Source organism: Zhihengliuella salsuginis, assembly GCF_014651715.1.
Lineage (GTDB): Bacteria > Actinomycetota > Actinomycetes > Actinomycetales > Micrococcaceae > Zhihengliuella > Zhihengliuella salsuginis.
Window position 1 is genome coordinate 203,686 of the sequence record NZ_BMXK01000003.1, and the last position, 22,257, is coordinate 225,942.

Genomic DNA, 22,257 nt, shown 5'->3' on the forward strand with positions numbered 1-22,257 from the left:
CTCAGAAGTAGTAGGGGTAGTCCGACCAGTCCGGGTCGCGCTTGGCCAGGAAGGCGTCCCGGCCCTCGACGGCCTCGTCGGTCATGTAGGCCATGCGGGTGGCCTCGCCGGCGAAGACCTGCTGGCCGGCCAGGCCGTCGTCGGCCAGGTTGAACGCGAACTTGAGCATGCGGATGGCCTGCGGGGACTGGCGGGCGATGTCCGCGGCGTAGTCCAGGGCGACCTCTTCGAGTTTCCCGTGCTCCACGGACTCGTTGACGGCGCCCATCGCCACCATCTCGTCGGCCGTGTACGTCTTGGCGCGGAAGAAGATTTCGCGGGCGAACTTCTGGCCCACCTGCCGGGCCAGCAGCGCGGAGCCGTAGCCGGCGTCGAAGGAGCCCACGGTCGCGTCCGTCTGCTTGAACTTCCCGTGGTCGCGGGAGGCGATCGTCAGGTCGGCGACCACGTGCAGCGAGTGCCCGCCGCCGGCCGCCCAGCCGTTGACCACGGCGATGACGACCTTGGGCATGGTGCGCATGAGGCGCTGGACCTCGAGGATGTGCAGGCGGCCGGCGCGCGCCGGGTCGATCGATTCAGCGGAGTCGCCACCGGCGTAGCGGTAGCCGTCGCGGCCGCGGATGCGCTGGTCGCCGCCCGAGCAGAAGCTGTGGCCGTCGTCCTTGGGGGAGGGGCCGTTGCCGGTGAGCAGGACGGTCGCCACGTCGGGGGTCATCCGGGCGTGGTCGAGCGCCCGGTACAGCTCGTCGACGGTGGCGGGCCGGAAGGCGTTGCGCACCTCGGGCCGGTCGAAGGCGATGCGCACGGCCGGCAGGTCCCGCAGCACGGCCCCCGAGCCGTCCCGTTCCACCTGGCGGTGGTAGGTCAGGTCCTGGAAGTCGAAGCCCTCCACCATGCGCCACTGCGTGGGGTCGAAGACGTCGGAGACCTTCTCGGGCAGGGCATTCGATTCAGCATTCACGATCCGAGTCTATCGCCCGCGTCCACGCGCGCCACGGCTCGGCGGCTGCTGCTTTCGGCGAGCGCTTCCGTGTGAGTTGCGTCTCGTGCCCACGGGTGCGGGTGGCGTGATCCCGGGCATCCGGCAGGGTGTCCCGCCTCACGGGTGTCTGGGACGTTCCCTACACTGAAATGTCGCGATCTGCGACCTTCTTTACGAATTTGGCTCTACCATCCCAAGGAGTCAGTGTGTCCACGAACACCCGAGAGTCCGCGCCGAACGGTGCAGACCAGCACGACGGCGGCAACGGTGCCGCCTCGAACCTGACGAGCGAGGGCTACCAGAAGTCCCTCTCCCGCCGCCACGTCCAGATGATCGCCATGGGCGGCGCCATCGGCGTCGGCCTCTTCATGGGCGCCGGCGGCCGGCTGGCCTCGACCGGCCCGGCACTGGTCTTCTCCTACGCCCTGGCCGGATTGATCGCCTACTTCCTGATGCGGGCCCTCGGCGAGCTGATCATGTACCGCCAGACCTCCGGGTCGTTCGTCAGCTACGCCGGCGAGCTCTTCGGGCCCAAGGGCGCGTTCGTCTCCGGGTGGATGTACGTCCTGAACTGGGTCATGACCGGCATCGCCGAGCTCATCGCGATCGGCCTGTACTTCCAGTTCTTCTTCCCGAACGTCTCCGTCGAGGTCTCCGCACTCTGCGCTCTCGTCCTGCTGGTGGCGGTGAACCTCTTCAGCGCCAAGGCGTTCGGCGAGGTCGAGTTCTGGGCCTCGTTCCTCAAGGTCGCCGCGATCCTGCTCTTCCTCGCGACCGGCACCGTCCTCGTCATCATGAACGCCCAGGTCGGCGAGACGCAGGCCTCGGTCGGGAACCTCTTCGCCGCCGACGGCGGCATGTTCCCGGCCGGCTTCCTCGTCTCCATCCTGGTGCTCAACGCGGTCATCTTCGCCTACAACGGTGTGGAGCTCGTCGGGATCACGGCCGGCGAGATGAAGAACCCGGAACGCGAAGTCCCCAAGGCGATCCGCGCCGTCGTCGTGCGCATCGTGGTGTTCTACATCGGCTCCGTCCTGCTGCTGGCGATGCTGCTGCCCTCGGACCAGTACAAGGCGGGCGAGAGCCCGTTCGTGACCGTGTTCGCGCAGCTGGGCGTCGGCTGGATCGGCGACGTCATGAACTTCGTGGTGATCGTCGCCGCGCTGAGCTCCTGCAACTCGGGTCTCTACTCGCTGGGGCGCGTCTTCCGCACCATGGCGAACAACGGCCACGCCCCGTCGTGGCTCACCCGCATGAGCAGCCGTCACGTCCCGTTCGTCGCGATCTTGACCGTCGGCGCCGTCTACCTGGTCGGCATCCTGGTCAACATCTGGCTCGGCGGAACCTACGCGTTCGACCTCGCCCTGAACACGGCCTCGATCGGCGTGCTGTTCACGTGGTCGACGATCTTCGCGTGCCAGATCATGCTGCGCCGGCAGAAGGGCCGCGTCTCGAAGCTGCCGATGGCCGGATCGCCGTGGACCAGCTGGGCGGGCCTCATCTCCCTGACGGTGATCGGGTTCCTGATCAGCTTCGACACCATGGTCGACCCGAACACGGGCGAGGTCTTCCGACTGGGCCTCTACACGATCTGCTGCGTGCCGATCATGGCCGTCGCCCTCTGGCTGGGTTGGCGCAAGGTGCGCCGCAACGCGACCGCCGCGGGCCTGGAGAACGAGCGCATCGACGCCTGATGAGGTCTTGGCCGGTGGCCGGCAGCACGGCCGCGTCCAGGGGGTCGTTGCCATGCGCGACGCAGGGAGCTCGGCCCTACGCGATGCAGAATTCGTTGCCCTCCGGGTCGGCGAGCGTGTGCCACGCGAACGGGCCCTGCGTCTCGCTGTAGAGGAACGTCGCCCCGCGGGCGACGAGCCGGTCCCGGATCTCGTCGCGGGCCTGCTCCGTCGGTGCGACGGGGCTCGAGCCATCGCCGAAGTACGCATCGAGGTGCATCCGGTTCTTGGTGGTTTTCGGTTCGGGGACCAACTGGAAGAGCATCCGGCCCGGCCCGTCCGGTTCGCGGATGACTCCCATCTCCCGCCAGACGAGCTGCCCACGGAACTCTCGGGTGTCGGCCTCGGTCGCGTAGCCGTCGTCGATCATCTTGCGGATGAAGTTCTCGTCGGTGGGCTCGACCTCCCACTCCAGGGTTTCGGCCCACCACGCGGCGAGCTCGTGCGGGTCGGCGGCGTCGAGCACGATTTGGATCGTGGGTCTCATATCCACAAGATAGGTCCGGCGCCGCACCGTGGCAAGGGTTCCGTGCCGACTGTGCTGGGCGACGACTCGCGGCGCGGGTGGCGTCGTCGTGTGCGCTGGACGGCTGCGCTCAGTGCTTGACCGGTGTCGTGACGAGTGACACTATTAGTGAACGAACGGTCAGTAAGTCACGCGCGGCGCGGCTCGATGATGAGCGTCGCGAACGCCGAAGGAGCACTCATGGCAGAAGCATTCTTGGTGGGCGGTGCCCGCACCCCCGTGGGCCGGTACGGCGGGGCCCTCAGCTCCGTGCGCCCCGACGACCTCGCCGCACTCACGGTGCGCGCCGCCGTCGAGCGGGCCGGCGTCGACCCGGAGCTCGTCGACGAGGTGATCCTCGGCAACGCCAATGGCGCCGGCGAGGAGAACCGCAACGTCGCCCGCATGGCCTGGCTGCTCGCCGGCTACCCGGACTCCGTCCCCGGCATCACGGTCAACCGCCTCTGCGCGTCCGGCATGTCCGCCATCACCATGGCCCAGCACATGGTCGCCGCGGGCGCGGCCGACATCGTGGTCGCCGGCGGCGTCGAGTCGATGTCCCGCGCCCCCTGGGTGATGGAGAAGCCGACGACGGCGTTCGCCAAGCCCGGCGCCTCCTACGACACGTCGATCGGGTGGCGCTTCCCCAACCCCGAGTTCCTCTCCGGCGAGCTCTCCCGCGACGGCAAGGCCACCTACTCCATGCCGGAGACGGCGGAGGAGGTCGCCCGCGTCTTCGGCACCAGCCGCGAGGACTGCGACGCGTTCGCGGCCCGCTCCCACGAGCGCGCGCTTGCAGCGATCGAGGCCGGCCGCTTCGCCGCGGAGATCGTCCCCGTCGAGGTCAAGGGCCGCAAGGGCAAGGTCACGATCGTCGACACCGACGAGGGCCCGCGCCCCGGAACCACCGCCGACGTGCTCGCCGGCCTGCGCCCCGTGGTCAAGGGCGGCGAAGTGGTCACCGCCGGGAACGCCTCGACCCTGAACGACGGCGCCTCCGCCGTCATCGTCGCCTCCGAGGCCGCCATCGAGAAGTACGGGCTCACCCCGCGGGCGCGCGTCGTCGGCGGGGCCTCGGCCGGACTCCCGCAGGAGATCATGGGCGTCGGCCCGGTCCCGGCCACCCGCAAGCTCATGGACCGGACGGGCCGCTGCATCGACGAGCTCGCCGCCGTCGAGCTCAACGAGGCCTTCGCGTCCCAGTCCCTCGCCTGCGTGCGCGAGCTCGGGCTGGACGAGGGGATCGTCAACAACGACGGCGGCGCGATCTCGCTGGGTCACCCGCTCGGCTCGTCGGGTTCGCGCCTGGCGATTACGCTGCTAGGCCGGCTCGAGCGCGAGGCCGCCCCCGGCTCCCTCGGCCTGGCGACGATGTGCGTCGGCGTCGGCCAGGGCTCGGCCCTGCTGCTGGAAAGGGTCTGACCATGGCCGAATCGCTGAACGGCGACGCCTTCACCACGCTGCGCCTGACCGAGGCCGACGACCGCCTCGAGGTGCGCCTGCACCGCCCCGAGGTCCGCAACGCGATCGACCAGGCCATGGTCGACGAGCTGCACGCCGTCTGCGCGTACCTCGAGGCCAGCCCCAAGATCCTGATCCTGGCCGGCACCTCCTCGCAGCCGCCCACCGAGGAGAACCCGAAGGGCGTCAAGGGGATCTTCGCCTCGGGCGCGGACATCGCCCAGCTGCGCGAACGCCGTCGTGATGATGCCCTCGCCGGCATCAACTCGGGGCTCTTCGACCGTCTGGCCAAGCTGCCGATGCCCGTCATCGCGGCGCTCGACGGGTACGCGCTCGGCGGCGGCGCCGAGCTCGCCTACGCCGCCGACTTCCGCATCGGCACCCCCGAGCTGCGCATGGGCCAGCCGGAGACGGGCCTCGGCATCATGGCCGCCGCCGGCGCTACCTGGCGGCTCAAGGAGCTCGTCGGCGAGCCGCTGGCGAAGGAGATCCTGCTCGCCGGCAAGATCCTCAAGGGCGAGGACTGCTTGCGCGTCGGCCTCATCACGGACCTGGTCCCCGGCCGGGAGCTGACCGACGCCGCGCACGCCCTCGCCGACCGCATCGGCGCCCAGGACCCGCTGGCCGTGCGCCTCACCAAGTCGGTCTTCCACGCCCCGCGCGAGACCCACCCGATGATCGACACGCTCGCCCAGGGCATGCTCTTCGAGTCGGAGGAGAAGTTCCGGCGCATGCAGGACTTCCTGGACCGCAAGAAGAAGTAGCCGTGGCGCCGGAAACGAACGAAGGAACCCCATGACAGAACAGAACCTCCCCACTCGCGTCGGCGTCCTCGGCGGCGGCCGCATGGGCGCGGGCATCGCCCACGCCTTCCTCATCAAGGGCGCCGATGTCGTCGTCGTCGAGCAGAACGACGACGCCGCCACCGCGGCGCGCGGCCGCGTGGAATCCGGCGTGGCCAAGTCGCTCGAGCGCGGCCTGCCGGACGGCGACTACCTCGACAAGCTCACTGTCAGCACCGACTACGCCGCCTTCGGCGACCGCGAGCTCGTCGTCGAGGCGGTGCCCGAGATCTGGGAGCTCAAGGTGGCCTCGCTGCGCGCCGTCGAGGAGCACCTCGGCGCCGACGCCGTGCTCGCCTCGAACACGTCGTCGATGTCCGTCTCCGCTCTGGCTGGCGAGCTGGAGCGCCCGGCGCAGTTCCTGGGCCTGCACTTCTTCAACCCGGTCCCGGCGTCGACCCTGATCGAGGTCGTCATCGGCGAGCAGACCGCTGAGGCCCACGTCGAGGCTGCCCGCGGCTGGACCGAGGCGCTCGGCAAGACGCCCGTTGTCGTCAACGACGCCCCCGGCTTCGCATCGTCGCGGCTCGGCGTGGCGATCGCGCTCGAGGCCATGCGGATGGTCGAAGAGGGCGTCGCCAGTGCCGAGGACATCGACAACGCCATGGTGCTCGGCTACAAGCACCCGACCGGCCCGCTGAAGACCACCGACATCGTCGGCCTGGACGTGCGCCTCGGGATCGCCGAGTACCTCGAGTCGAAGCTGGGCCCGCGCTTCGCCCCGCCGCAGATCCTGCGCGACAAGGTCGCCGCCGGCGAGCTGGGCCGCAAATCGGGGAAGGGCTTCTTCGACTGGAGCTGACGCAGCCGAACCCGGTCTGTCCCTGCGTAACGTGCTAGGACCGTCTGAACCTGGGCATGCGGCAGAATACTGTCATGACACTGTGGACCACGCCGACCCTCTCCGGGCGCCTTGTCACCCTCGAGCCGCTGGCCGAACATCACCACGACGGGCTCGTGGACGCGGCCGGCGACGGCGAATTGTGGAACCTCTGGTACACCACTGTGCCGAGGCCCGAGGCCATGGCGGCGGAGATCGAGTCCCGCCTGGCCCGCCAGCGTAGCGGCGAGATGATGCCGTTCGTCGCGGTGGCGGCCGGAGGCCAGGTGCTGGGCATGACGACGTTCGCGAACATCGACCGCGAGTTGCCGCGCGTCGAGATCGGCTACACGTGGAACCGCGTCTCGGCCCACGGCACGGGCACCAACGCGGAGTCCAAGCTGCTGCTGCTGACGCACGCGTTCGACACCCTCGGCTGCCCGGCCGTGGAGTTCCGGACCCACTGGATGAACCACCAGTCGCGGCAGGCCATCGAGCGACTCGGCGCGAAGCTCGACGGCGTGCTGCGCGCGCACCGGCGGACGGCCGACGGCGCACTCCGCGACACGTGCGTCTACTCGATCGTCGAGTCCGAGTGGCCGCAGGTCAGGGCCCACCTGCGGCACCGGCTCACCCGCTACGGCGCATGACGGCCCCCGACGCGCACTCGAGCCTGCCGTGGGACGGCGCCGTCAACGCCCACCACGTCGCCGGCCGGCTGTTTCGCATGGGCCGGCGCGAGTGGCTCACCGCAGCCGGATGGCAGCACATGTACGACGACGGGGTCCGCGCCGTCGTCGACCTGCGCAACCCCGACGAACGGGTCAGGCGTCCCACGGACCCCGAGGTTCCGGCCGGACTGCTGCCGGACGTGCGCGTGCTGTCCGCTCCGACCGAGGACCAGGGCAACGCCGAGTTCATGGCCCGCGTGGGCCGATACCTGAGCGATCCCGCCTACTACGCGGTGAACGCCGAGCTGTTCCCCGAGCGGATCGCCTCAGCGTTCCGGGCGCTGGCGCAGGCGGGCGGACACGGGGGCGGCGTCGTCGTGCACTGCTCGGCCGGCCGGGACCGGACGGGTTTGATCATCAGCCTGGCTCTGAAGTTCGCGGGCCGGACCGAACTGATCGAATCCCAGTACGCGTCGGGTCTGCGCGGCATCAACGCGTGGCATGCGGTCAGCCCGGTCAAGCACCCGTACGAGGAACACCTGCCTGAGGAGAAGATCGGTCCGCTGCTGGCTGAGAAGCTCGAGCGGCTGCACGTGTTCCTCGCCGCGACCGACGTCGAGGCGCTGCTCCGGGCGCCGGGCGGAGACCGCTCCGCCGGGCTGAGCGACGCCGAGCTGGATGCCATCCGCCGGCTGCTGGCCTGAATCGTAAGCCGACGCCCGGCCACGGGCAAGGGGTGCCCCCGCAACCGTGGGCGGGACCCGATCGGCGTATAATTTCGCCTGTGGGCAACGAAGCCTCTGCGCCGGCGGCGCAGGAAGTACGTCTCTGCCGCACCGAGGACGGTTTGCGGCTGGCATGGGCGCGTCACGGTTCGGGTCCGCCGCTGCTGATCGCGTCGTGTTGGTTGAGTAATCTGCAGTATGACTGGCAGAGTCCCATATGGCGGCACTTTCTTGATTTCCTGGGCACGATTGCCACGGTCTACCGGTACGACGAGCGCGGGTTCGGCCTGTCCGATTGGGATGTCACCGATTTCAGCTTCCAGGCCAGGCTTCGTGATCTGGAGACCCTGGTAGGCAACATCGGCCTCGATCGCTTTTCGATGCTCGGGATGTCGGGAGGTTCTCCGGTAGCACTCGCCTACGCTGCCGGTCACCCGGAGAGGATCGACCGGCTCGTACTCTACGGGGCCCTGGCCAGCGGCTGCTTCGGCGATACCGACGACGAGGCGGCCGAAGCAGGTTTCGAGGCAATGATCCGTGCGGGGTGGGCGCGGCCCGAGCATTTGTTCCGCCGGGTATTCACCTCGGTCTTCATCCCCGACGCGACCGAGGAACAGATGACCTGGCTCGACGAGTTGCAGCGTGTGTCGACGTCCACCGAGAACGCCGTTGCGTCGCGCATCGCGCGCCGGAAGATAGACGTCCAGAGCCAGCTTCCGCTGATTGCCGCATCGACGCTCGTGCTCCATGCGCGTGAAGATCAGGCGGCACCCTTCGGCTGGGGGCCGGCGCTGAGCTCCGCAATTGCCGATGCGCGACTCGTGACGCTGGAGTCCAAAAACCACATCCTCCTGGCCGATGAACCGGCCTGGACGGTCTTCCAAGACGAGGTGGCGCATTTCCTGCGCACCGGAGAACCCGACAAATCAGATATCACCGCCTTGTCGGTCCGGGAGAGGGAGCTCTTGCAGCTGGCGGCCACGGGCCTCGACAATCATGCGGTCGCCGATCGTCTGACCTTGAGTGTCCGCACCGTGGAGCGGCATTTCCAGAACGTGTACTGCAAACTGGACATCTCGGGACACAGCGCACGGGCCGCCGCAGTGGCCCGCTTGCTGTCACAGTAGCTCTACGCGGGGCACGGTCCGTGCCATGGACCGGCGCCCGGTCCAGACGAGTTGGCGCCCCGGTGCATTCCGTTGTCGGCGGCCTCCCACGTGACCGCGTCGATTTCGTGGCATTCGCCGTTTCCCAGCCAGACGTGGTGCACGTGGCCACCTTGATCGGGGTTGACCGGCGGGGACGCGGCCGCGGGACCGGCGATGCCGGCTACGAAGAGTGCGCCGGCGAAAGCGAGGGCGAGACGGAGTTTCATGATGGTACTCCTGTTCAGGTGAAGGTGAGTTCGATGTCGTTCGGTTCCGTGATGGCGAGGTAGATCGGGCAGCGTTCGCTCCAGGCCTGCCGCAACGCGGACAGTCGTTCGCTGGAGCTCGTCGAAGTGATCTCGACTGTCAGGCTGAGGTCACCCAGACGAGGGTCGGCGCCGGGGACGCCGACCAATCCGCTCAGGTCGGCAGTGCATCCGGCAGTCGCCGAGATGCCCTCGATCTCCACCTCGAATTCCGGGGCGAGTGTGTCGTTGATGAATGCGACGGCGCATCCGGCCAATGCGCCCAGGAAGTATGCCGTGGGCGAGGGCGACTGGTTGCCGCCGCCGAGGGGGCCCGGCAGGTCGATGTCCCAGTTGAACGGACCGGCCGATGCACGGGCGAATCCGTTGTTCAGCGTCGTGGTGACCTTCGGCGCGGTTTTCGCAGCCTCTCGATCAGCAGAAAACGTGGCGAAGGTTTCGCGTATGGTGTCCATGCCTTGAGAGTAGGCCCGGCCTTGTGGCCCCGCATCGGCGCGGATACCCATGTTCGATCACGGATGGGGGCGTCGATGGCGGCGCAGGCGTAGGCCCCGGATGGCACGCCATTCACGTCTCCGCCGGAGCCTCCGCCGAGCTGAGCGATGGCGAGCTGGAGGCGATCCGCCGGCTGCTGGTCTTGCCGAAGTGGAGTGCATGGCCTCGTCGGCCTGATGTTCGGCTAATTCGTGTATTCCGTGCGGAACCGAATCGTGCAATTACCTGAACATCTAGCTCGTAGACGGGGGATTCCACTGGCTGCTGGGCAGTCCGACCCCCTGGCGCCAGTGTCCGAGCAGTCTAGTGAATCATTCCGACCGGATAGCTGAGATGAGTTCGGCTTCGCGAGCTGCGCTCAGGCCGTAGCGAGGGGCGGAACGAAGCTGTTCCGTGTCAGCCCAGCTGAGGATGTCCTGGATAGTTTCTTCAGCCGAGCGCGCCTGAAGTCCTTGTGCTTCAGCCTCTATCGCGGCCATGTTGAAGAAGGATCGTTTTGACGTGTCCGACGGCGGGAGCCACAGCGGGATGTCCGTCCACGCCGCAACCTGGTGTTTCCGCATCTCGGCTACAGTCAGCGCGACGCGCTCAACCGAGCTGCCGCTTACTCGTTCAACTGCGGTGAGCAGTGCAGACAATGTGGTGCGCTGCCCGACAGCGTTGCAGGTGACGTTGCCGGCCACTGTTCCCAGCTCAACAAGCCAATCTGCGAGATCCCTGACGTCGATGAATTGGACGGGAGCATCAGCGGGTTCCGGGACGATGTGCGACCCCGAGTCAGCGAACCGGGTCACCCAATAGGCCAGTCGGTCACTGGGGTCACCGGGTCCACTGATCACGCCGGGCCGGACGATGTGGTGATCACGGAAGCTGCTACGGACCTCGGACTCAGCGAGAGCCTTGAGCTGCCCGTACGATTCCGCCGACTCTGGATCGACTCGTTCCGACGGCGTGGTGAAGACGCTATCGTCTTCGGTAACGGGGCCGTGCCCGGACGTGTCCGCGTAGACGTTGATCGTGGAAACGAAGACGTAGCGCGTGTCGCGATTGATCCGCCCGGCAACGTTCGCTACGTGCTCAGGGCCGTCAGCGGAAAGATCGAAGACGACGTCCCAGCAGGTCCCGTCTAGACCGGACATGTTCCCGTCACGGTTGCCCGGGATGGTCCGCAATTGAGGAAAGGCTCCGGGGTTCGTCTGCCCGCGGTTGCAGAGCGTGACGTCGTACCCCGCATCCATGAGGCGCTCCACAAGGTGGAGGCCGAGGAACTGAGTTCCGCCGAGTACGAGTGCTTTTCGCATGGCTTCAGCTTACGCATGCGTGAGTAGCGGGCCGGCCACAAACATGGGGCCGGGCGGGGCCGGATCTCATGGGGCAGGAACTCGTTCGCGCAAGAGCCATCGACGGTGGTGCACCTCCCAGTATTGGCTCAGATGCGGGCTGCGTGGCCGTTCAAGGCGATGCGCAACGACGAGTGGCGGCCACGCTTCGGGAGCCGGACCGCCACTCGTCATTGCGGAGGGGCGCGCGGTGGCTACGCGATCGGGTTGTCCAGATTCCCGGCGTAGATCAGCCCGCCGGCCTGGTCGCCCAGGTCCAGCATCTGCTGGTTGTTGCGCAGCTGCAGCCGGTTCAGGCAGGACAGCGAGAACTCGCCGGCGAAGAGCCCGAGCTCGTCGAAGTCCGCGGCCAGCTCCGGGTTCCGCTCCCGGTAGGCGCGCAGCCGCTCCGCCACCACGGCCCAGAACTCGTCCTCGCCGATCAGGCCCTCGCCGGCCAGCAGGGGAGCGAGGAACCGGAAGAAGCAGTCGAAGACGTCCGTGAAGATCGAGAAGACGCGCTCCTCGGCCGGCACGTCCACGCGAATGCGCTCCGCCGCCTCCGGCAGCGGCGTGCGAGGCCCGATCACGGCGACCTCCTCCGCCAAATCCTTCATGAGCATCCGGTCCGGCAGCCCGTTGCGGGTGACCAGGATGATGTTCTCGCCGTGCGGCATGAACACCAGGTCGTAGCGGACGAGGAAGTGCACCAGCGGGACGAGGTACGAGTCGAGGTAGCACTGCAGCCACGCCTCGGCGCCCACGCCGGAGCGGCGGATCATCGCCGCGGCCAGCGAGTTGCCGTCCGCGTCGACGTGCAGCAGCGAGGCCATCGTCGCCAGCTGCTCGTCCTCGCCGCCCCGGTCCGCCGGCGACTCGCGCCACAGCGCCGCCAGCATCTTCCGGTACGCGCTCGTCGCGTCGGTCGCGGACTCGAAGAGCGGGTTCCGGTACCCGACGGCGGCGACCTCCTTGAGCAGCTCCACGCGGCGCTCGTGCAGCTCCGCGTCGGAGGCGACGACCTCCTCGAGCCACTCGTTGATCGCCGGTGTCGACTCCATGTACTTGGCGCTCAGCCCGCGCAGGAAGCCCATGTTCACCACGGACAGGGCCGTCTTCACGTACCGCTTCTCCGGGTGGGTCCGGTTGAAGAACGTCCGGATCGACTGCTGCGGCTGGTAGAGGTCCTCGCCGGCGCCCAGATGCACCATCCTCCGCGTCGCCACGTCCGGGGCGAACGTCACCGCCAGACGGTGCTCCCACTGCCACGGGTGCACGGGCAGGTACAGGTAGTCGCGCGGGTCCAGGTCCGTCCCGGCCAGCGCGTCCGCGAGCCGCGCGTCGAACCGGCCGAGCGTTCCGATGCCCAGCTCGGCGGCCAGCAGCTCGCGGTGCCCGAGCCCCTCGACGGCGTCGTACCGGGCGCGGGATGCGTGCAGCGCCACCCACTCGATCGCCACCGCGTTCCCGGTCTCCGGCGCGTAGTCCAGGTAGTCCTGCGCGCCGAGCCCGAGCCGCCCGTTGTTGGCGACGAAGCACGGGTGACCCTCGGTCATCGCGGCCTCGATCCGCTGGAAGTCGCCCATCGTCTCCCCGGTCCCGGCGGCGAGTTCGGCAGCCGTCGCGGTCGAGTGCAGCTGCTTGTAGCAGTGGCTGGCCAGGGTCGAGCCGAGCTCCTCGATGTACGTCGGCAGCTGCGCGTCGGAGATCCCCAGCGTGTCCTGGAACAGCACCGCGAACTCCTGCGCGTCGACGCTCTGCTCCGCCCCGCCGGCGGTGTGCCGGACGGAGCCCGCGTCCACGCGCCAGTGGTTGAGCAGGTGCCGCGTCGCGGCGAACGCGTATTCGTGTACGACGCCGTCGCGTCCGGTCCCGCTCAGCACGTACCTCCCGCCGCCCGTCGCCTCCGGCTCGAAGAGGCGCTCGTGGGCGAACTCGCCGATCGCCTTGGCGACCACGTGCCGATTGGCAGCCGCCCAGCGCTGCGGGTCCAGATGGGCGGCGATCGTCGAGGCGGCGCCGGTGGCGCGGGCAAAGTCGGACCGGTCGCAGAAGGAGAGCAGCGCCCGCTTGGCGGGGTCGGAACCGAACGGCGGAAGATCCACGCGGCCCTGCGGGCGGAACCCGACGCGCGAGTTCAGCGCGTGCACGGCCGTGTTGGCCGCGTCCGGTTCGACGACGACGCGCACCACCGACGGGTCCGCGAACACGTGTCCGAGCGCCGCGGTCATGGCCGCCTCGCTGAACCCGGGCACGGGGGAGTCGGCGGCCGGGAGCAGCAGGTGCAGCCCGGCGTCGCCGTCCCGGTGGGCGTACTGCCCGGCCAGCTGCGAGTGCGCCGGGTCGTAGACCTCGGCCAGGAACTGCGGGGCGCCGTCGGATTCGGCGATGAACGCCCGGTGGTGCGGGTCCGCGTCGAGGCGCTGGTACTCGTCCCTGACCTCGGCCTCGGTGGCCTCCGGCATGCCCCAGAAGCGGGCGTGCTCGGTAGCGATCCAGGAGTGCAGCAGGGCGGCGTCAGTCTCCGGGCGCACCGGCCGGAATGTGAACGTGGCGGCGGTGCCGGGTGCGGTGCCGGCGGGGGTGGTCGCGGCCGGCGTCGTGTCGGTGGTCAGGGTCATCGGGTGGCCTCCTGAGGTGCTGCGGTGCGGGCGGAATCATGGGCGTCGGGGTCGGGGGAGCCGAACTCCTGGTAGGCGATGCGCTGCTCCACCGCGTAGACCTCGCGGTCGGCGATCCGGTTGACGATCACGGAGTTGCGGTAGGCGCCCATGCCGAGGTCCGGGGCGGTGAAGCCGTGCGTGTGCAGCTCGGCGTTCTGGACCAGGATGTCGGCATGCACGCCGATCGAGTACTCGCGGTCCACGTCGAACCGGCCGTCGGGCAGACGGCGGATGCGGTCCTCGATCCCGGACAGGAAGCCCGGCTCGCGGTAGCCGTACCCGGTGGCGAGCACGGCGGTGTCGACGTCGAGAGCGTGGGCGCCGCCGTCGTCGTCGTTGTGGACGTCCAGGCGCAGCCCGTCGACGCGCGAGGTCAGCGCGTCCAGCGCGGTGGCCGCCATGAGGCGCACGCGGCCGGGAGCGGATTCGACGTCGCGGACGTACATGAGCTCGTGGATGTGGTCGATCAGGTCCGCGTTGATGCCCTTGTAGAGGCCTTTCTGCGCGGCCCCCAGGGCGTCGCGGCGGGACGCGGGCAGGCCGTGGAAGTGGTCGATGTACTCGGGTGACGTCAGCTCCAGGGTGAGCTTGGTGTATTCGAGCGGGAAGAACCGCGGCGAGCGCGTCAGCCACACCAGTTCGCGCGGCTCGCCCGTCTCGGCGTGCGGGGTGTCGACCCAGTTCTCCAGCAGGTCGGAGACGACCTCGGCGGCGGACTGGCCGCTGCCGACCACCGCGATCCGGTGCCGGGAGTCGAGCTCCTCGCGCCGGTGCGCGAACCCGCTGGTGTGGAACGCGTCGCCCGTCGCCAGCGCCACGGGGTCCACGGTGTCCGGGACCCACGGCTGCGTGCCCGTGCCGAGGACGAGGTTCAGCGCGCGCACCTCCCGCGTCCCTGCTGGCGTCTGCAGGGTGATCCGGTAGGCGCCGCCGTCGTGGGTGACGTCCGTGACCGCGTGGTTGAAGCGCACCGAGCCCAGGCGGTGCGCTGCCCAGCGCAGGTAGTCGCTGTATTCGCGGCGCAGCGCATAGAAGTTCTCCCGGATGTAGAAGGGGTAGATGCGCCCGGAGGCCTTGAGGTAGTTCAGGAAGCTGTACCCGCTGGTCGGGTCCGCGAGTGTGACCAGGTCCGCCATGAACGGGACCTGCAGGTGCGTGCCCGGCAGCATCATGCCGGGGTGCCAGGCGAAGTCGTCCGCCGCGTCGAACACGGCGACGCGCAGCTCCGGCGCCCCCTCGGCGAGGGCGGCGAAGCCGAGGTTGAAGGGGCCGGCGCCGATGCCGACCGCGTCGAACATCTGGCCATCGGCCAGGTCGGTGGTGTGGTTGGGGATCATCGGGTGGCCTCCCGGCTCAGGCGGTCGCCCGCGACGACGACGGCGGCCAGCACCGCGTCGAGGTCGGCGAGCGTGGCGCGCGGGTTCAGCAGTGTCAGTTTCAGGTGGCGGGCGCCGTCGACGGTCGTCGCCGCGACCATCGCCTCGCCCGAGGAGTACAGGGCCGCGCGGATGCTGTCCTGCAGTGCGTTCACCGCGGCCGGATCCAGGGGTGCGGCGCCGTCGTGCGCGGCGGGCAGGTACCGGAAGACCACGGTGCTCAGCTGGACGTCGGCGGCCAGCTCGAGGTCGGGGTGCGCGGCGACCAGGGAGGCGGCGGTCGCGGCGAGGTCGATCAGCTCGTCGAAGAGCGCGCCGATGGCGTCGGTGCCCATCGAACGCAGCGAGACCCACAGCTTCAGCGCGTCGAAGCGGCGCGTGGTCTGCAGCGACTTGTCGACCTGGTTCGGGACGGTGCCGGCCTCGCCGGCCGGGTTGAGGTAGTCCGCGTAGTGCGTGATGTGGCCGAAGTGCGCGTCGTCGGCGAGGATGAGCGCGCTGGAGCCGATGGGCTGGAAGAACGACTTGTGGAAGTCCACGGTGACCGAGTCGGCGGCCTCGATGCCGGCCAGGCAGTCGCGGTGGCGGGAGACCAGGAGGCCGCAGCCGTAGGCGGCGTCGACGTGGAACCAGGCGCCGTGCTCGGCGGCCAGGGCGGAGCAGGCGGCCAGCGGGTCGATCGCGCCGAAGTCCGTGGTGCCCGCCGTCGCCACGACCGCCATCGGGGTCAGGCCGGCGGCGGTGTCGGCCTCGATCGCGGCGCGCAGGGCGTGTGCGTCCATGCGGTGGGCGCGATCGGTCGGGACGGCGACGACGGCGTCCTCACCCATGCCGAGCAGGGTGGCGGCCTTGGCGATGCTGAAGTGCGAGTCGGCCGAGGTGTAGATCCGCAGGCCGGCCAGGCGCTCGGGCAGCGAGCCGGTGCGGGTCGCGACTGCGTGGTTGCGGGCGATGAGCATCGCCTGGAGGTTGGACTGCGTGCCGCCGGAGGTGAAGACGCCGTCGGCGTCCGCGCCGAGGCCGATCAGGTCCGCGGCGGTCCAGCGGGTCAGGCGGCGCTCGATGAGGGTGGCGCCGGCTGACTGGTCCCACGTGTCCATCGAGGAGTTCACGCTGGTCACCAGGGCTTCGGCGGCGACGGCGGGGATCAGGACCGGGCAGTTCAGGTGCGCCTGGTAGCGGGGATGGTGGAAGTAGACCGCGTCCTTCAGATAGAGGTCCGCAGCCTCCGTGAGGGCGGCGTTGGTGCCGCCGAGCGGGGCGGCGAGGTCGACCGCGTCGATTCGCGCGCCGAGCGATTCCGGAGTGGGCCCGGTCGAGGGGCCGCGCGCGCCGGCGACGGCGGAGGCCGCCAGCAGCGTCGCGGCCCCGGATTCGGCGATGAACTGGTGGACGGTCTCGCCGGCCAGCAGCTGGTTGGCGGCCGCCAGCGGGTGCAGCGGCACTGCGGCCTCGGCAGTTCCGAGGGGGACGCCGAAGCGGTCGGTGGTGCTCACGGGTGTCATGGACTCTCCTGATGATTCGATCCCTGACAAGCACGGAGGCCGACGCGGCGGTGGGCTGGGGGGCAGTCCGCCGAAACTTCGACCTTTAAGTAAGGCTTGCCTAATGCGATGACATTAAGCGCATACAACTCGTTCTTAATTCAAGTCCCGCCGACGGCGTGTGGCACCCATCACTGGGTGCCGGGTTCCCGGCCAGTGGTTGACTTATGTCAATGACATGGTGGATGCTGGGGTTCTCCCGTCGTCGAGCCAAGGCATTCCGTTGAAGACCGTGCGTACCCTCCGCTGAATCGCGCCGCACCCCGCCGGCGCATCCATCTCTTCCCGGGAGCGCCCCCATGTCTTCAACCCCCTCGTCAGCACGCCCTCGCATGCCGCGTCACGATTCGTCACGCACATCCCTGCGGCTCGACCGCCTCGGCTTCGTCTGGCCCGACGGCCGCCGCATCTTCGACGAACTCACCGCCACGCTGACCGGCACCGTCGGCCTCGTCGGCCCCAACGGGACCGGCAAGTCCGTTCTGCTCAAGCTCGCCGCCTCGCGCCTGGCGCCGACCGAGGGCAGCCTCCGCGCGCCCGCCGGCGTCGCGTACCTCCCGCAGGAGACGACCCTGCGCACCAACGACACCGTCGCGGACCTGCTCGGCGTCTCCTCCCAGCTGTCCGCCCTGCGCGGGGTGCTCGGCGGAGACCTCGACGGAGGCGCCCTGACCCGCGCCCTGGAGGCCGTCGGCGACGAGTGGGACCTCGAGGAACGCAGCGTCGCGCTCCTGGCCGAGTACGGGCTGCCCGTCGACGGGCCCGGGTTCCTCACCCGCCGCGTCGGGACGCTCTCCGGCGGGGAGGCGATGATCGTCGCGCTCGCCGGCGTCGAGCGCGCGGGTGCAGCCCTCACTCTGTGCGACGAACCCACGAACAACCTCGACTCGGTGGCCCGCGGCCGCTTCTACACAGCCGTGGAGCGGTGGAACGCGGGCCGGGAGGACCGCACGCTGATGGTGGCCAGCCACGACGTCGAACTGCTGCGCCGCGTCGACACCATCGCCGAGCTGCGCCCCGTCGGCGTGCGCTCGATGCTCGCCGATCGGGCGGATCTGCGCACCTTCAGCGCTTCCGGGACGGACGACGCGTGGGAGGTCTACCAGCAGGGCCTCGCCGCCGAGCGGGAGGGCGCCGAGCGGCGCGTGCGCGAGGCCGAGTCCAGCCTCGCGACCGAGCGCCGGCAGAGGATCGAGGCGGATATCAAGCTCGCCCGGAGCGCGCGGTCGGGCCGGGCCGCCGCCGACAGCATGCCCAAGATCCTGGCCAATGCCCGGCGCAACCAGGCCGAGGCCACGGCCGGCCGGACGCGGACGATGAGGGCGGGCAGGGAAGGGGCAGCCCGCGCGGACCTCGACGCTGCCCGCGAGGAGCTGCCGGCGGACACCGCGATCAGCATCGACCTGCCGGACACGCTCGTCCCCGCCGGGCGTACTGTCCTCGACGTTCCGCTGGACGACGTCCCGCTGCCCCGCGGCGCGACCGTCGAGCAGTCGCCCGTCGCCGGCGCGCGCCTGCACCTGCGCGGCCCGGAGCGCGTCCGCGTGACGGGACGCAACGGGGCCGGCAAGTCGACGCTGCTCGCGTACGTTGCGGGCACCGCCGTCGTGCCGGTCGGCTGGTTGCGCCAACGCCTCGGTGCAGGTGAGGGGTGGGAGGGCCTGCGCGACGACGCCAGCGTGCTGGACAACGTGCGGGCCGTGCTGCCGGGATCGACGGACGCGGAGATCCGGGCCAAACTGGCGCGGTTCCACTTCCGCGGCGGGCGCGTCGACGAGCCCGCTGGGCAGCTCTCGGGCGGGGAACGGTTCCGGGTCGCGCTGGCGCGGATCCTGCTCGCCGACCCGGCCCCGCAGCTGATGCTGCTCGACGAGCCGACCAACAACCTCGACCTCGACTCGGTGGACCAGCTGGTGAGCGCGCTCGAGGGCTATGGCGGGGCGCTGCTGCTCGTCACCCACGACGAGGAGTTCGCGCGGCGGATCACCCCGGAGTGTGAGTGGCACGTGGGCTAGCGTGCCTGCCCGGCCCGGGCGGGCTAGCGTGCCGGGGCGTCGCCGAGCGTGGAACCCGGCACCAGTTCGCAGGGCACCAGCGTGTGGGGGAGCGCGGAGTCCGGGGCGGTGATCCGGTCGATGATCGCGTCCGCGCCGAGCCGGCCCAGCTCCACGGCCGGCGCCCGCATGAACGTCAACTCCGGGTCCGACATCGAGGCGACGGTCTCCGAGGAGACGATCGACAGCACCGACAGGTCCTCCGGGACCGCGGTCCCGGACCGCCGCAGCCCGGTCGTGAATCCCGGACTGGCGAGTTCGTTCATGATGAGCACCGCGGTGACGTCCGGAAAGTCGTCGCGGAAGGTCTCCCCGAGGCGGCGTCCGGCGCGCGGGTTCTCGCGGCAGTCGACGGAGGTGCCGGTCAGCCCGGACTGCGCCAGCGTGTCGTGGAACGTCCGGCTGGCCCGGGCGATGGCGCCGTAGGCGTGCAGCGTCGTGGGGCCCGAATGGTCGTAGACGAACGCGATGTCCGTGTGCCCGCGCGCGACGAGCTCCTCGACTGCGGAGACGACCGTCTGCTCGAAATCGATGTCGACGAAGGGCAGCCCCGTCGGATCCTGCGTGCGGCCGATCAGCGCGAACGGCGTGCTGCCGCGCCGCAGGGCGTCCACGCGCGCATCCTCCAGCTGGACCTCCATCAGCAGGACGCCGTCGATGAGGCCGCTGCGCGTGAGCTCGTCGATCTGCGCGGCCTCGTTGGCGGCCGGCCAGAGGACCAGGCTGAACCCGCGCTCGCTGGCCCGTTCGGCGGCGCTGGTGAAGAACCGGGTCGCCGTCGCGTGCAGTTGCCGCTGGAGTGCGGGGTAGAGGAGCGCGATGATGTCCGTCCGGCCCCGTGCCAGGGCGCTGCCGGCGGGGTTGCGCCGGTAGCCGAGCTCGGCCATGGCGGCCTCCACCCGGTCCCTGGTCGCCGCGGTGACCGGCTTGGTGTTGTTGAGGACGAACGAAACCGTGGCGATCGAGACCTGGGCCCGCCGCGCCACGTCCTGCATGGTGGCCATGCTGTCCTCCTTCTCGGGGTTTCCCCACATTATGCCTGCCGGCATCCGGCGGGGGTGTTGACAATGTGAATCGCATCACTCCATACTCGACTCTCAATAAGTTAAGCGCTTAACCGGCGGGACGTCAATGCGGGTCCGACCCGCCCGCCGGTCGATGAAAGGAGACGGGATGCCGGAGTCAACGAACACCGGGCGGCTGCGCGTCGGCCTGATCGGCCACTCGTTCATGGGCAGCATCCACGCGGCGGCGTGGCGGCGCGCCCCGGAGTTCTTCGACCTCGCCGCGAGGCCCGAACTCGTCGCCGTCTGCGGCCGCGACGCCGGACGCGCGGGGGAGTTCGCGGAGCGGTTCGGAATCGGGCGGGTCGAGACCGACTGGCGGCGGTTCGTCGAATCGGACGACGTCGACGTGATCGACATCTGCGTCCCGGGCGACCTGCACGCGCCGATCGCCATCGCGGCGCTGGAGGCCGGCAAGCACGTTCTGTGCGAGAAGCCGCTGGCGAACACGCCCGAGGAGGCCGAGGCGATGGTCGCCGCAGCCCGCGCCGCGGCCGCGCACGGCGTGAGGTCCATGGTCGGGTACAGCTACCGCGGCACGCCGGCGATCGCCTACGCCCGGCAGCTCGTGGAGGCCGGCCGCCTGGGGCGGATCCGGCACATCCGCGCCCGGTACCTGCAGGACTGGATCGTCGACGAGGACTTCCCGCTCGTCTGGCGGCTCCAGCGTGAACGCGCCGGCTCGGGCGCCCTGGGGGACATCGGGGCCCACCTGGTCGACATGGCCGCCTTCGTCACCGGCCAGCGTCTGCGTGAAGTCGGCGCCATGACCGAGACCTTCGTCAAGCAGCGCCCCCTGCCGGACGCCTCCGGCGGGCTCTCCGCGACGGCCGGCGCGGGCACCGGCGAGGTCACGGTCGACGACGCCGCGCTCTTCATGGGCCGGACCGACGGCGGCGCCCTGGCCTCCTTCGAGGCCACCCGCTTCGCGACGGGCCGCAAGAACGCGATCCAGCTGGAGGTCAACGGGGCCGCCGGTTCGGTGTACTTCGACTTCGAGAACCTCAACGAGCTCTGGTTCCACGACCACACGCTGCCCGCGGCCGAGGCGGGGTTCCGCCGGATCCACGTCACCGAGCCCGACCACCCGTTCGCCGGCGCCTGGTGGCCGCCCGGGCACGGGCTCGGCTACGACCACGTGTTCGTGCACCAGGCCGTGGAGTTCGCCCGGGCGATCGCCTCCGGCGCCGACCCCGCGCCCTCGTTCGACGACGGCGGCTACGTCCAGCGCGTCCTCGCCGCCGTCGAGGCCAGCTCCGCGGACGGCTCCCGGATGACCCCGGTCGCCGGCCGGCGCCCCTGATCCGCCCGCACCTTCCCACCCACGCATCACATCCACCGAGGAGAACACCATGCAGAAGACACCCGCACGCACCACCCGCCGGCGGCTGCTGTCCGCGGCGGCGACCGCCGCCGTCGTGCCCCTGGTCCTGACCGCCTGCGGCGGCGGATCGGGCGGCGAGGGCTCCGACCCGGACACCCTGACCGTCCTGGACTACTACAACAACGAGCCGGACAAGTCTCTGATGCAAGCCGCGATCGACGATTGCGGCGCGGAGATCGGCGTGACCATCGACCGCGAGACCGTGCCCGGCCAGGACCTGATCCAGAAGGTGCTCCAGCGCTCCTCCTCGAAGACGCTGCCGGACGTGCTCATGCTCGACAACCCGGACGTGCAGGAGATCGCCCAGTCGGGCGGGCTCTCCCCGCTGAGCGACTACGGCGTGGACACCTCCGGGTTCGCCGAGGGGATCCTGGACGCGGCCACGTACGAGGGCGAGGTCTACGGGATCGGCCCGGTCGTGAACACGCTCGGGCTGTTCTACAACGTCGAGATGCTCGAGGAGGCTGGCATCGAGCCGCCGGAGACCTGGGACGAGCTCGAGGCCGCGGCCGAGGAGCTGACCACGGGCGACCGCTACGGCGTCGGCTTCTCCGCGGTCGCCACCTACGAGGGCGCCTGGCAGTTCCTGCCCTTCATGTGGAGCAACGGCGCCGACGAGACGGACCTGACGAGCCCCGAGGCGGCCGAGGCGCTGCAGCTGTGGGTCGACCTGGTGGACTCCGGCTCGGCATCGGAGAGCGTCCTCAACTGGTCCCAGGGCGACGTCAAGGACCAGTTCGTCGCCGGCAACCTGGCGATGATGGTCAACGGGCCGTGGCAGATCCCCGCGCTCGAGGAGTCCGGCGTCGAATACGCGTCCGTGCAGGTGCCCGTCAACGAGGCCGGCACGACGCCGATCGCGCCCCTGGGTGGAGAGGTCTGGACGGTGCCCGTGACCGGCGACGACGCCAAGCAGGCGAAGGCCGCCGAGTTCGTCGAGTGCCTCTCCAACGACGAGAACCAGATGGAGATCGCCCAGGCCACCTACAAGGTCCCCACCCGGACCGAGCTGATCGACGACTACGTCGCGGAGGTGCCGTCGATGCAGGCCTTCGCCGACCAGGTGCGCAACGCCCGCTCGCGCACCGGCCAGCTCGGCACCGAGTGGCCGGAGACGGCGACGACCATGTACACCGGCATCCAGCTCGCGCTGACCGGCCAGGTCTCGGTCGAGGAGGCCTTCGAGCAGGCAGAGCAGGGTTGAT

Annotated in this window: 19 protein-coding genes; 10 read left to right on the top strand and 9 right to left on the bottom strand. The window is 70.0% G+C overall.

Translation table 11 applies throughout. The features are described from left to right. Nucleotide 1: 1 nt before the first annotated feature. Nucleotides 2–961, bottom strand: coding sequence for a 1,4-dihydroxy-2-naphthoyl-CoA synthase (locus tag IE069_RS04550; RefSeq protein WP_373287791.1), 960 nt, complete (start codon nucleotides 959–961; stop codon nucleotides 2–4). Between the two features lie 227 nt (nucleotides 962–1,188). Between IE069_RS04550 and IE069_RS04555 the strand changes: the two genes are divergently transcribed. Beyond that, entirely contained in the window at nucleotides 1,189–2,676 is a 1,488-nt protein-coding gene (locus tag IE069_RS04555) for an amino acid permease (RefSeq protein WP_373287792.1), read from the top strand. A 76-nt stretch (nucleotides 2,677–2,752) separates the two neighbouring features. Here the strand turns inward: IE069_RS04555 and IE069_RS04560 are convergent, their stop codons facing one another. Further along, complete coding sequence (locus IE069_RS04560; protein WP_189348915.1) at nucleotides 2,753–3,202, bottom strand: VOC family protein; 450 nt, start codon at nucleotides 3,200–3,202, stop codon at nucleotides 2,753–2,755. Nucleotides 3,203–3,421: 219 nt separating this feature from the next. Between IE069_RS04560 and IE069_RS04565 the strand changes: the two genes are divergently transcribed. The 6 genes from IE069_RS04565 to IE069_RS04590 all read left to right on the top strand — a co-directional run bounded on the left by IE069_RS04565 (nucleotide 3,422) and on the right by IE069_RS04590 (nucleotide 8,866). Beyond that, nucleotides 3,422–4,642 (top strand): acetyl-CoA C-acyltransferase, encoded by a 1,221-nt coding sequence (locus tag IE069_RS04565; protein WP_189348916.1) that lies wholly within the window; start codon nucleotides 3,422–3,424, stop codon nucleotides 4,640–4,642. Between the two features lie 2 nt (nucleotides 4,643–4,644). Beyond that, the gene (locus IE069_RS04570; protein ID WP_189348917.1) at nucleotides 4,645–5,445 is read left to right on the top strand and encodes an enoyl-CoA hydratase/isomerase family protein; all 801 of its coding nucleotides are present in this window, start codon (nucleotides 4,645–4,647) and stop codon (nucleotides 5,443–5,445) included. A gap of 31 nt (nucleotides 5,446–5,476) precedes the next feature. After that, complete coding sequence (locus tag IE069_RS04575; RefSeq protein WP_189348918.1) at nucleotides 5,477–6,325, top strand: 3-hydroxyacyl-CoA dehydrogenase family protein; 849 nt, start codon at nucleotides 5,477–5,479, stop codon at nucleotides 6,323–6,325. Nucleotides 6,326–6,399: 74 nt separating this feature from the next. Continuing rightward, nucleotides 6,400–6,993 (top strand): GNAT family N-acetyltransferase, encoded by a 594-nt coding sequence (locus IE069_RS04580; RefSeq protein ID WP_189348919.1) that lies wholly within the window; start codon nucleotides 6,400–6,402, stop codon nucleotides 6,991–6,993. Continuing rightward, complete coding sequence (locus IE069_RS04585) at nucleotides 6,990–7,718, top strand: tyrosine-protein phosphatase (RefSeq protein ID WP_189348920.1); 729 nt, start codon at nucleotides 6,990–6,992, stop codon at nucleotides 7,716–7,718. Before IE069_RS04580 ends, IE069_RS04585 begins: the two co-directional genes overlap by 4 nt. An 80-nt stretch (nucleotides 7,719–7,798) precedes the next feature. Then, the gene (locus tag IE069_RS04590; protein WP_189348921.1) at nucleotides 7,799–8,866 is read left to right on the top strand and encodes an alpha/beta fold hydrolase; all 1,068 of its coding nucleotides are present in this window, start codon (nucleotides 7,799–7,801) and stop codon (nucleotides 8,864–8,866) included. Nucleotides 8,867–8,868: 2 nt separating this feature from the next. Here IE069_RS04590 and IE069_RS04595 read toward each other — a convergent pair whose 3' ends face one another. The 6 genes from IE069_RS04595 to IE069_RS04620 form a co-directional block, all read right to left on the bottom strand. Further along, nucleotides 8,869–9,114 (bottom strand): hypothetical protein, encoded by a 246-nt coding sequence (locus IE069_RS04595; RefSeq protein ID WP_189348922.1) that lies wholly within the window; start codon nucleotides 9,112–9,114, stop codon nucleotides 8,869–8,871. A 14-nt stretch (nucleotides 9,115–9,128) separates the two neighbouring features. Then, nucleotides 9,129–9,659 carry an OsmC family protein gene (locus IE069_RS04600; RefSeq protein WP_229790946.1) on the bottom strand — a complete coding sequence of 177 codons (531 nt, stop codon included), beginning with the start codon at nucleotides 9,657–9,659 and terminating at the stop codon, nucleotides 9,129–9,131. Between the two features lie 300 nt (nucleotides 9,660–9,959). Continuing rightward, a complete protein-coding gene (locus tag IE069_RS04605) occupies nucleotides 9,960–10,949 on the bottom strand; it encodes an NAD-dependent epimerase/dehydratase family protein (RefSeq protein ID WP_189348923.1) in 990 nt (329 codons plus the stop codon). 233 nt (nucleotides 10,950–11,182) lie between these two features. After that, a complete protein-coding gene (locus IE069_RS04610; protein ID WP_189348924.1) occupies nucleotides 11,183–13,588 on the bottom strand; it encodes a GNAT family N-acetyltransferase in 2,406 nt (801 codons plus the stop codon). Continuing rightward, entirely contained in the window at nucleotides 13,585–14,967 is a 1,383-nt protein-coding gene (locus tag IE069_RS04615) for a lysine N(6)-hydroxylase/L-ornithine N(5)-oxygenase family protein (protein ID WP_189348925.1), read from the bottom strand. The genes IE069_RS04610 and IE069_RS04615 overlap by 4 nt, the downstream gene beginning before the upstream one ends. Continuing rightward, nucleotides 14,964–16,511, bottom strand: a complete 1,548-nt coding sequence (locus IE069_RS04620) for a pyridoxal phosphate-dependent decarboxylase family protein (RefSeq protein ID WP_189348926.1) — start codon at nucleotides 16,509–16,511, stop codon at nucleotides 14,964–14,966. Before IE069_RS04620 ends, IE069_RS04615 begins: the two co-directional genes overlap by 4 nt. Before the next feature lie 371 nt (nucleotides 16,512–16,882). On the opposite strand from IE069_RS04620, the gene IE069_RS04625 reads away from it, so the two are divergent. Continuing rightward, complete coding sequence (locus IE069_RS04625) at nucleotides 16,883–18,565, top strand: ATP-binding cassette domain-containing protein (RefSeq protein ID WP_189348927.1); 1,683 nt, start codon at nucleotides 16,883–16,885, stop codon at nucleotides 18,563–18,565. 23 nt (nucleotides 18,566–18,588) lie between these two features. Here the strand turns inward: IE069_RS04625 and IE069_RS04630 are convergent, their stop codons facing one another. Continuing rightward, a complete protein-coding gene (locus tag IE069_RS04630; RefSeq protein ID WP_189348928.1) occupies nucleotides 18,589–19,608 on the bottom strand; it encodes a LacI family DNA-binding transcriptional regulator in 1,020 nt (339 codons plus the stop codon). Nucleotides 19,609–19,777: 169 nt separating this feature from the next. On the opposite strand from IE069_RS04630, the gene IE069_RS04635 reads away from it, so the two are divergent. Beyond that, on the top strand, nucleotides 19,778–20,971 hold the full coding sequence (locus tag IE069_RS04635) for a Gfo/Idh/MocA family protein (protein ID WP_189348929.1): 1,194 nt from the start codon (nucleotides 19,778–19,780) through the stop codon (nucleotides 20,969–20,971). Nucleotides 20,972–21,020: 49 nt separating this feature from the next. Further along, the gene (locus IE069_RS04640) at nucleotides 21,021–22,256 is read left to right on the top strand and encodes a sugar ABC transporter substrate-binding protein (RefSeq protein ID WP_189348930.1); all 1,236 of its coding nucleotides are present in this window, start codon (nucleotides 21,021–21,023) and stop codon (nucleotides 22,254–22,256) included. The last annotated feature ends 1 nt before the right edge of the window (nucleotide 22,257 follow it).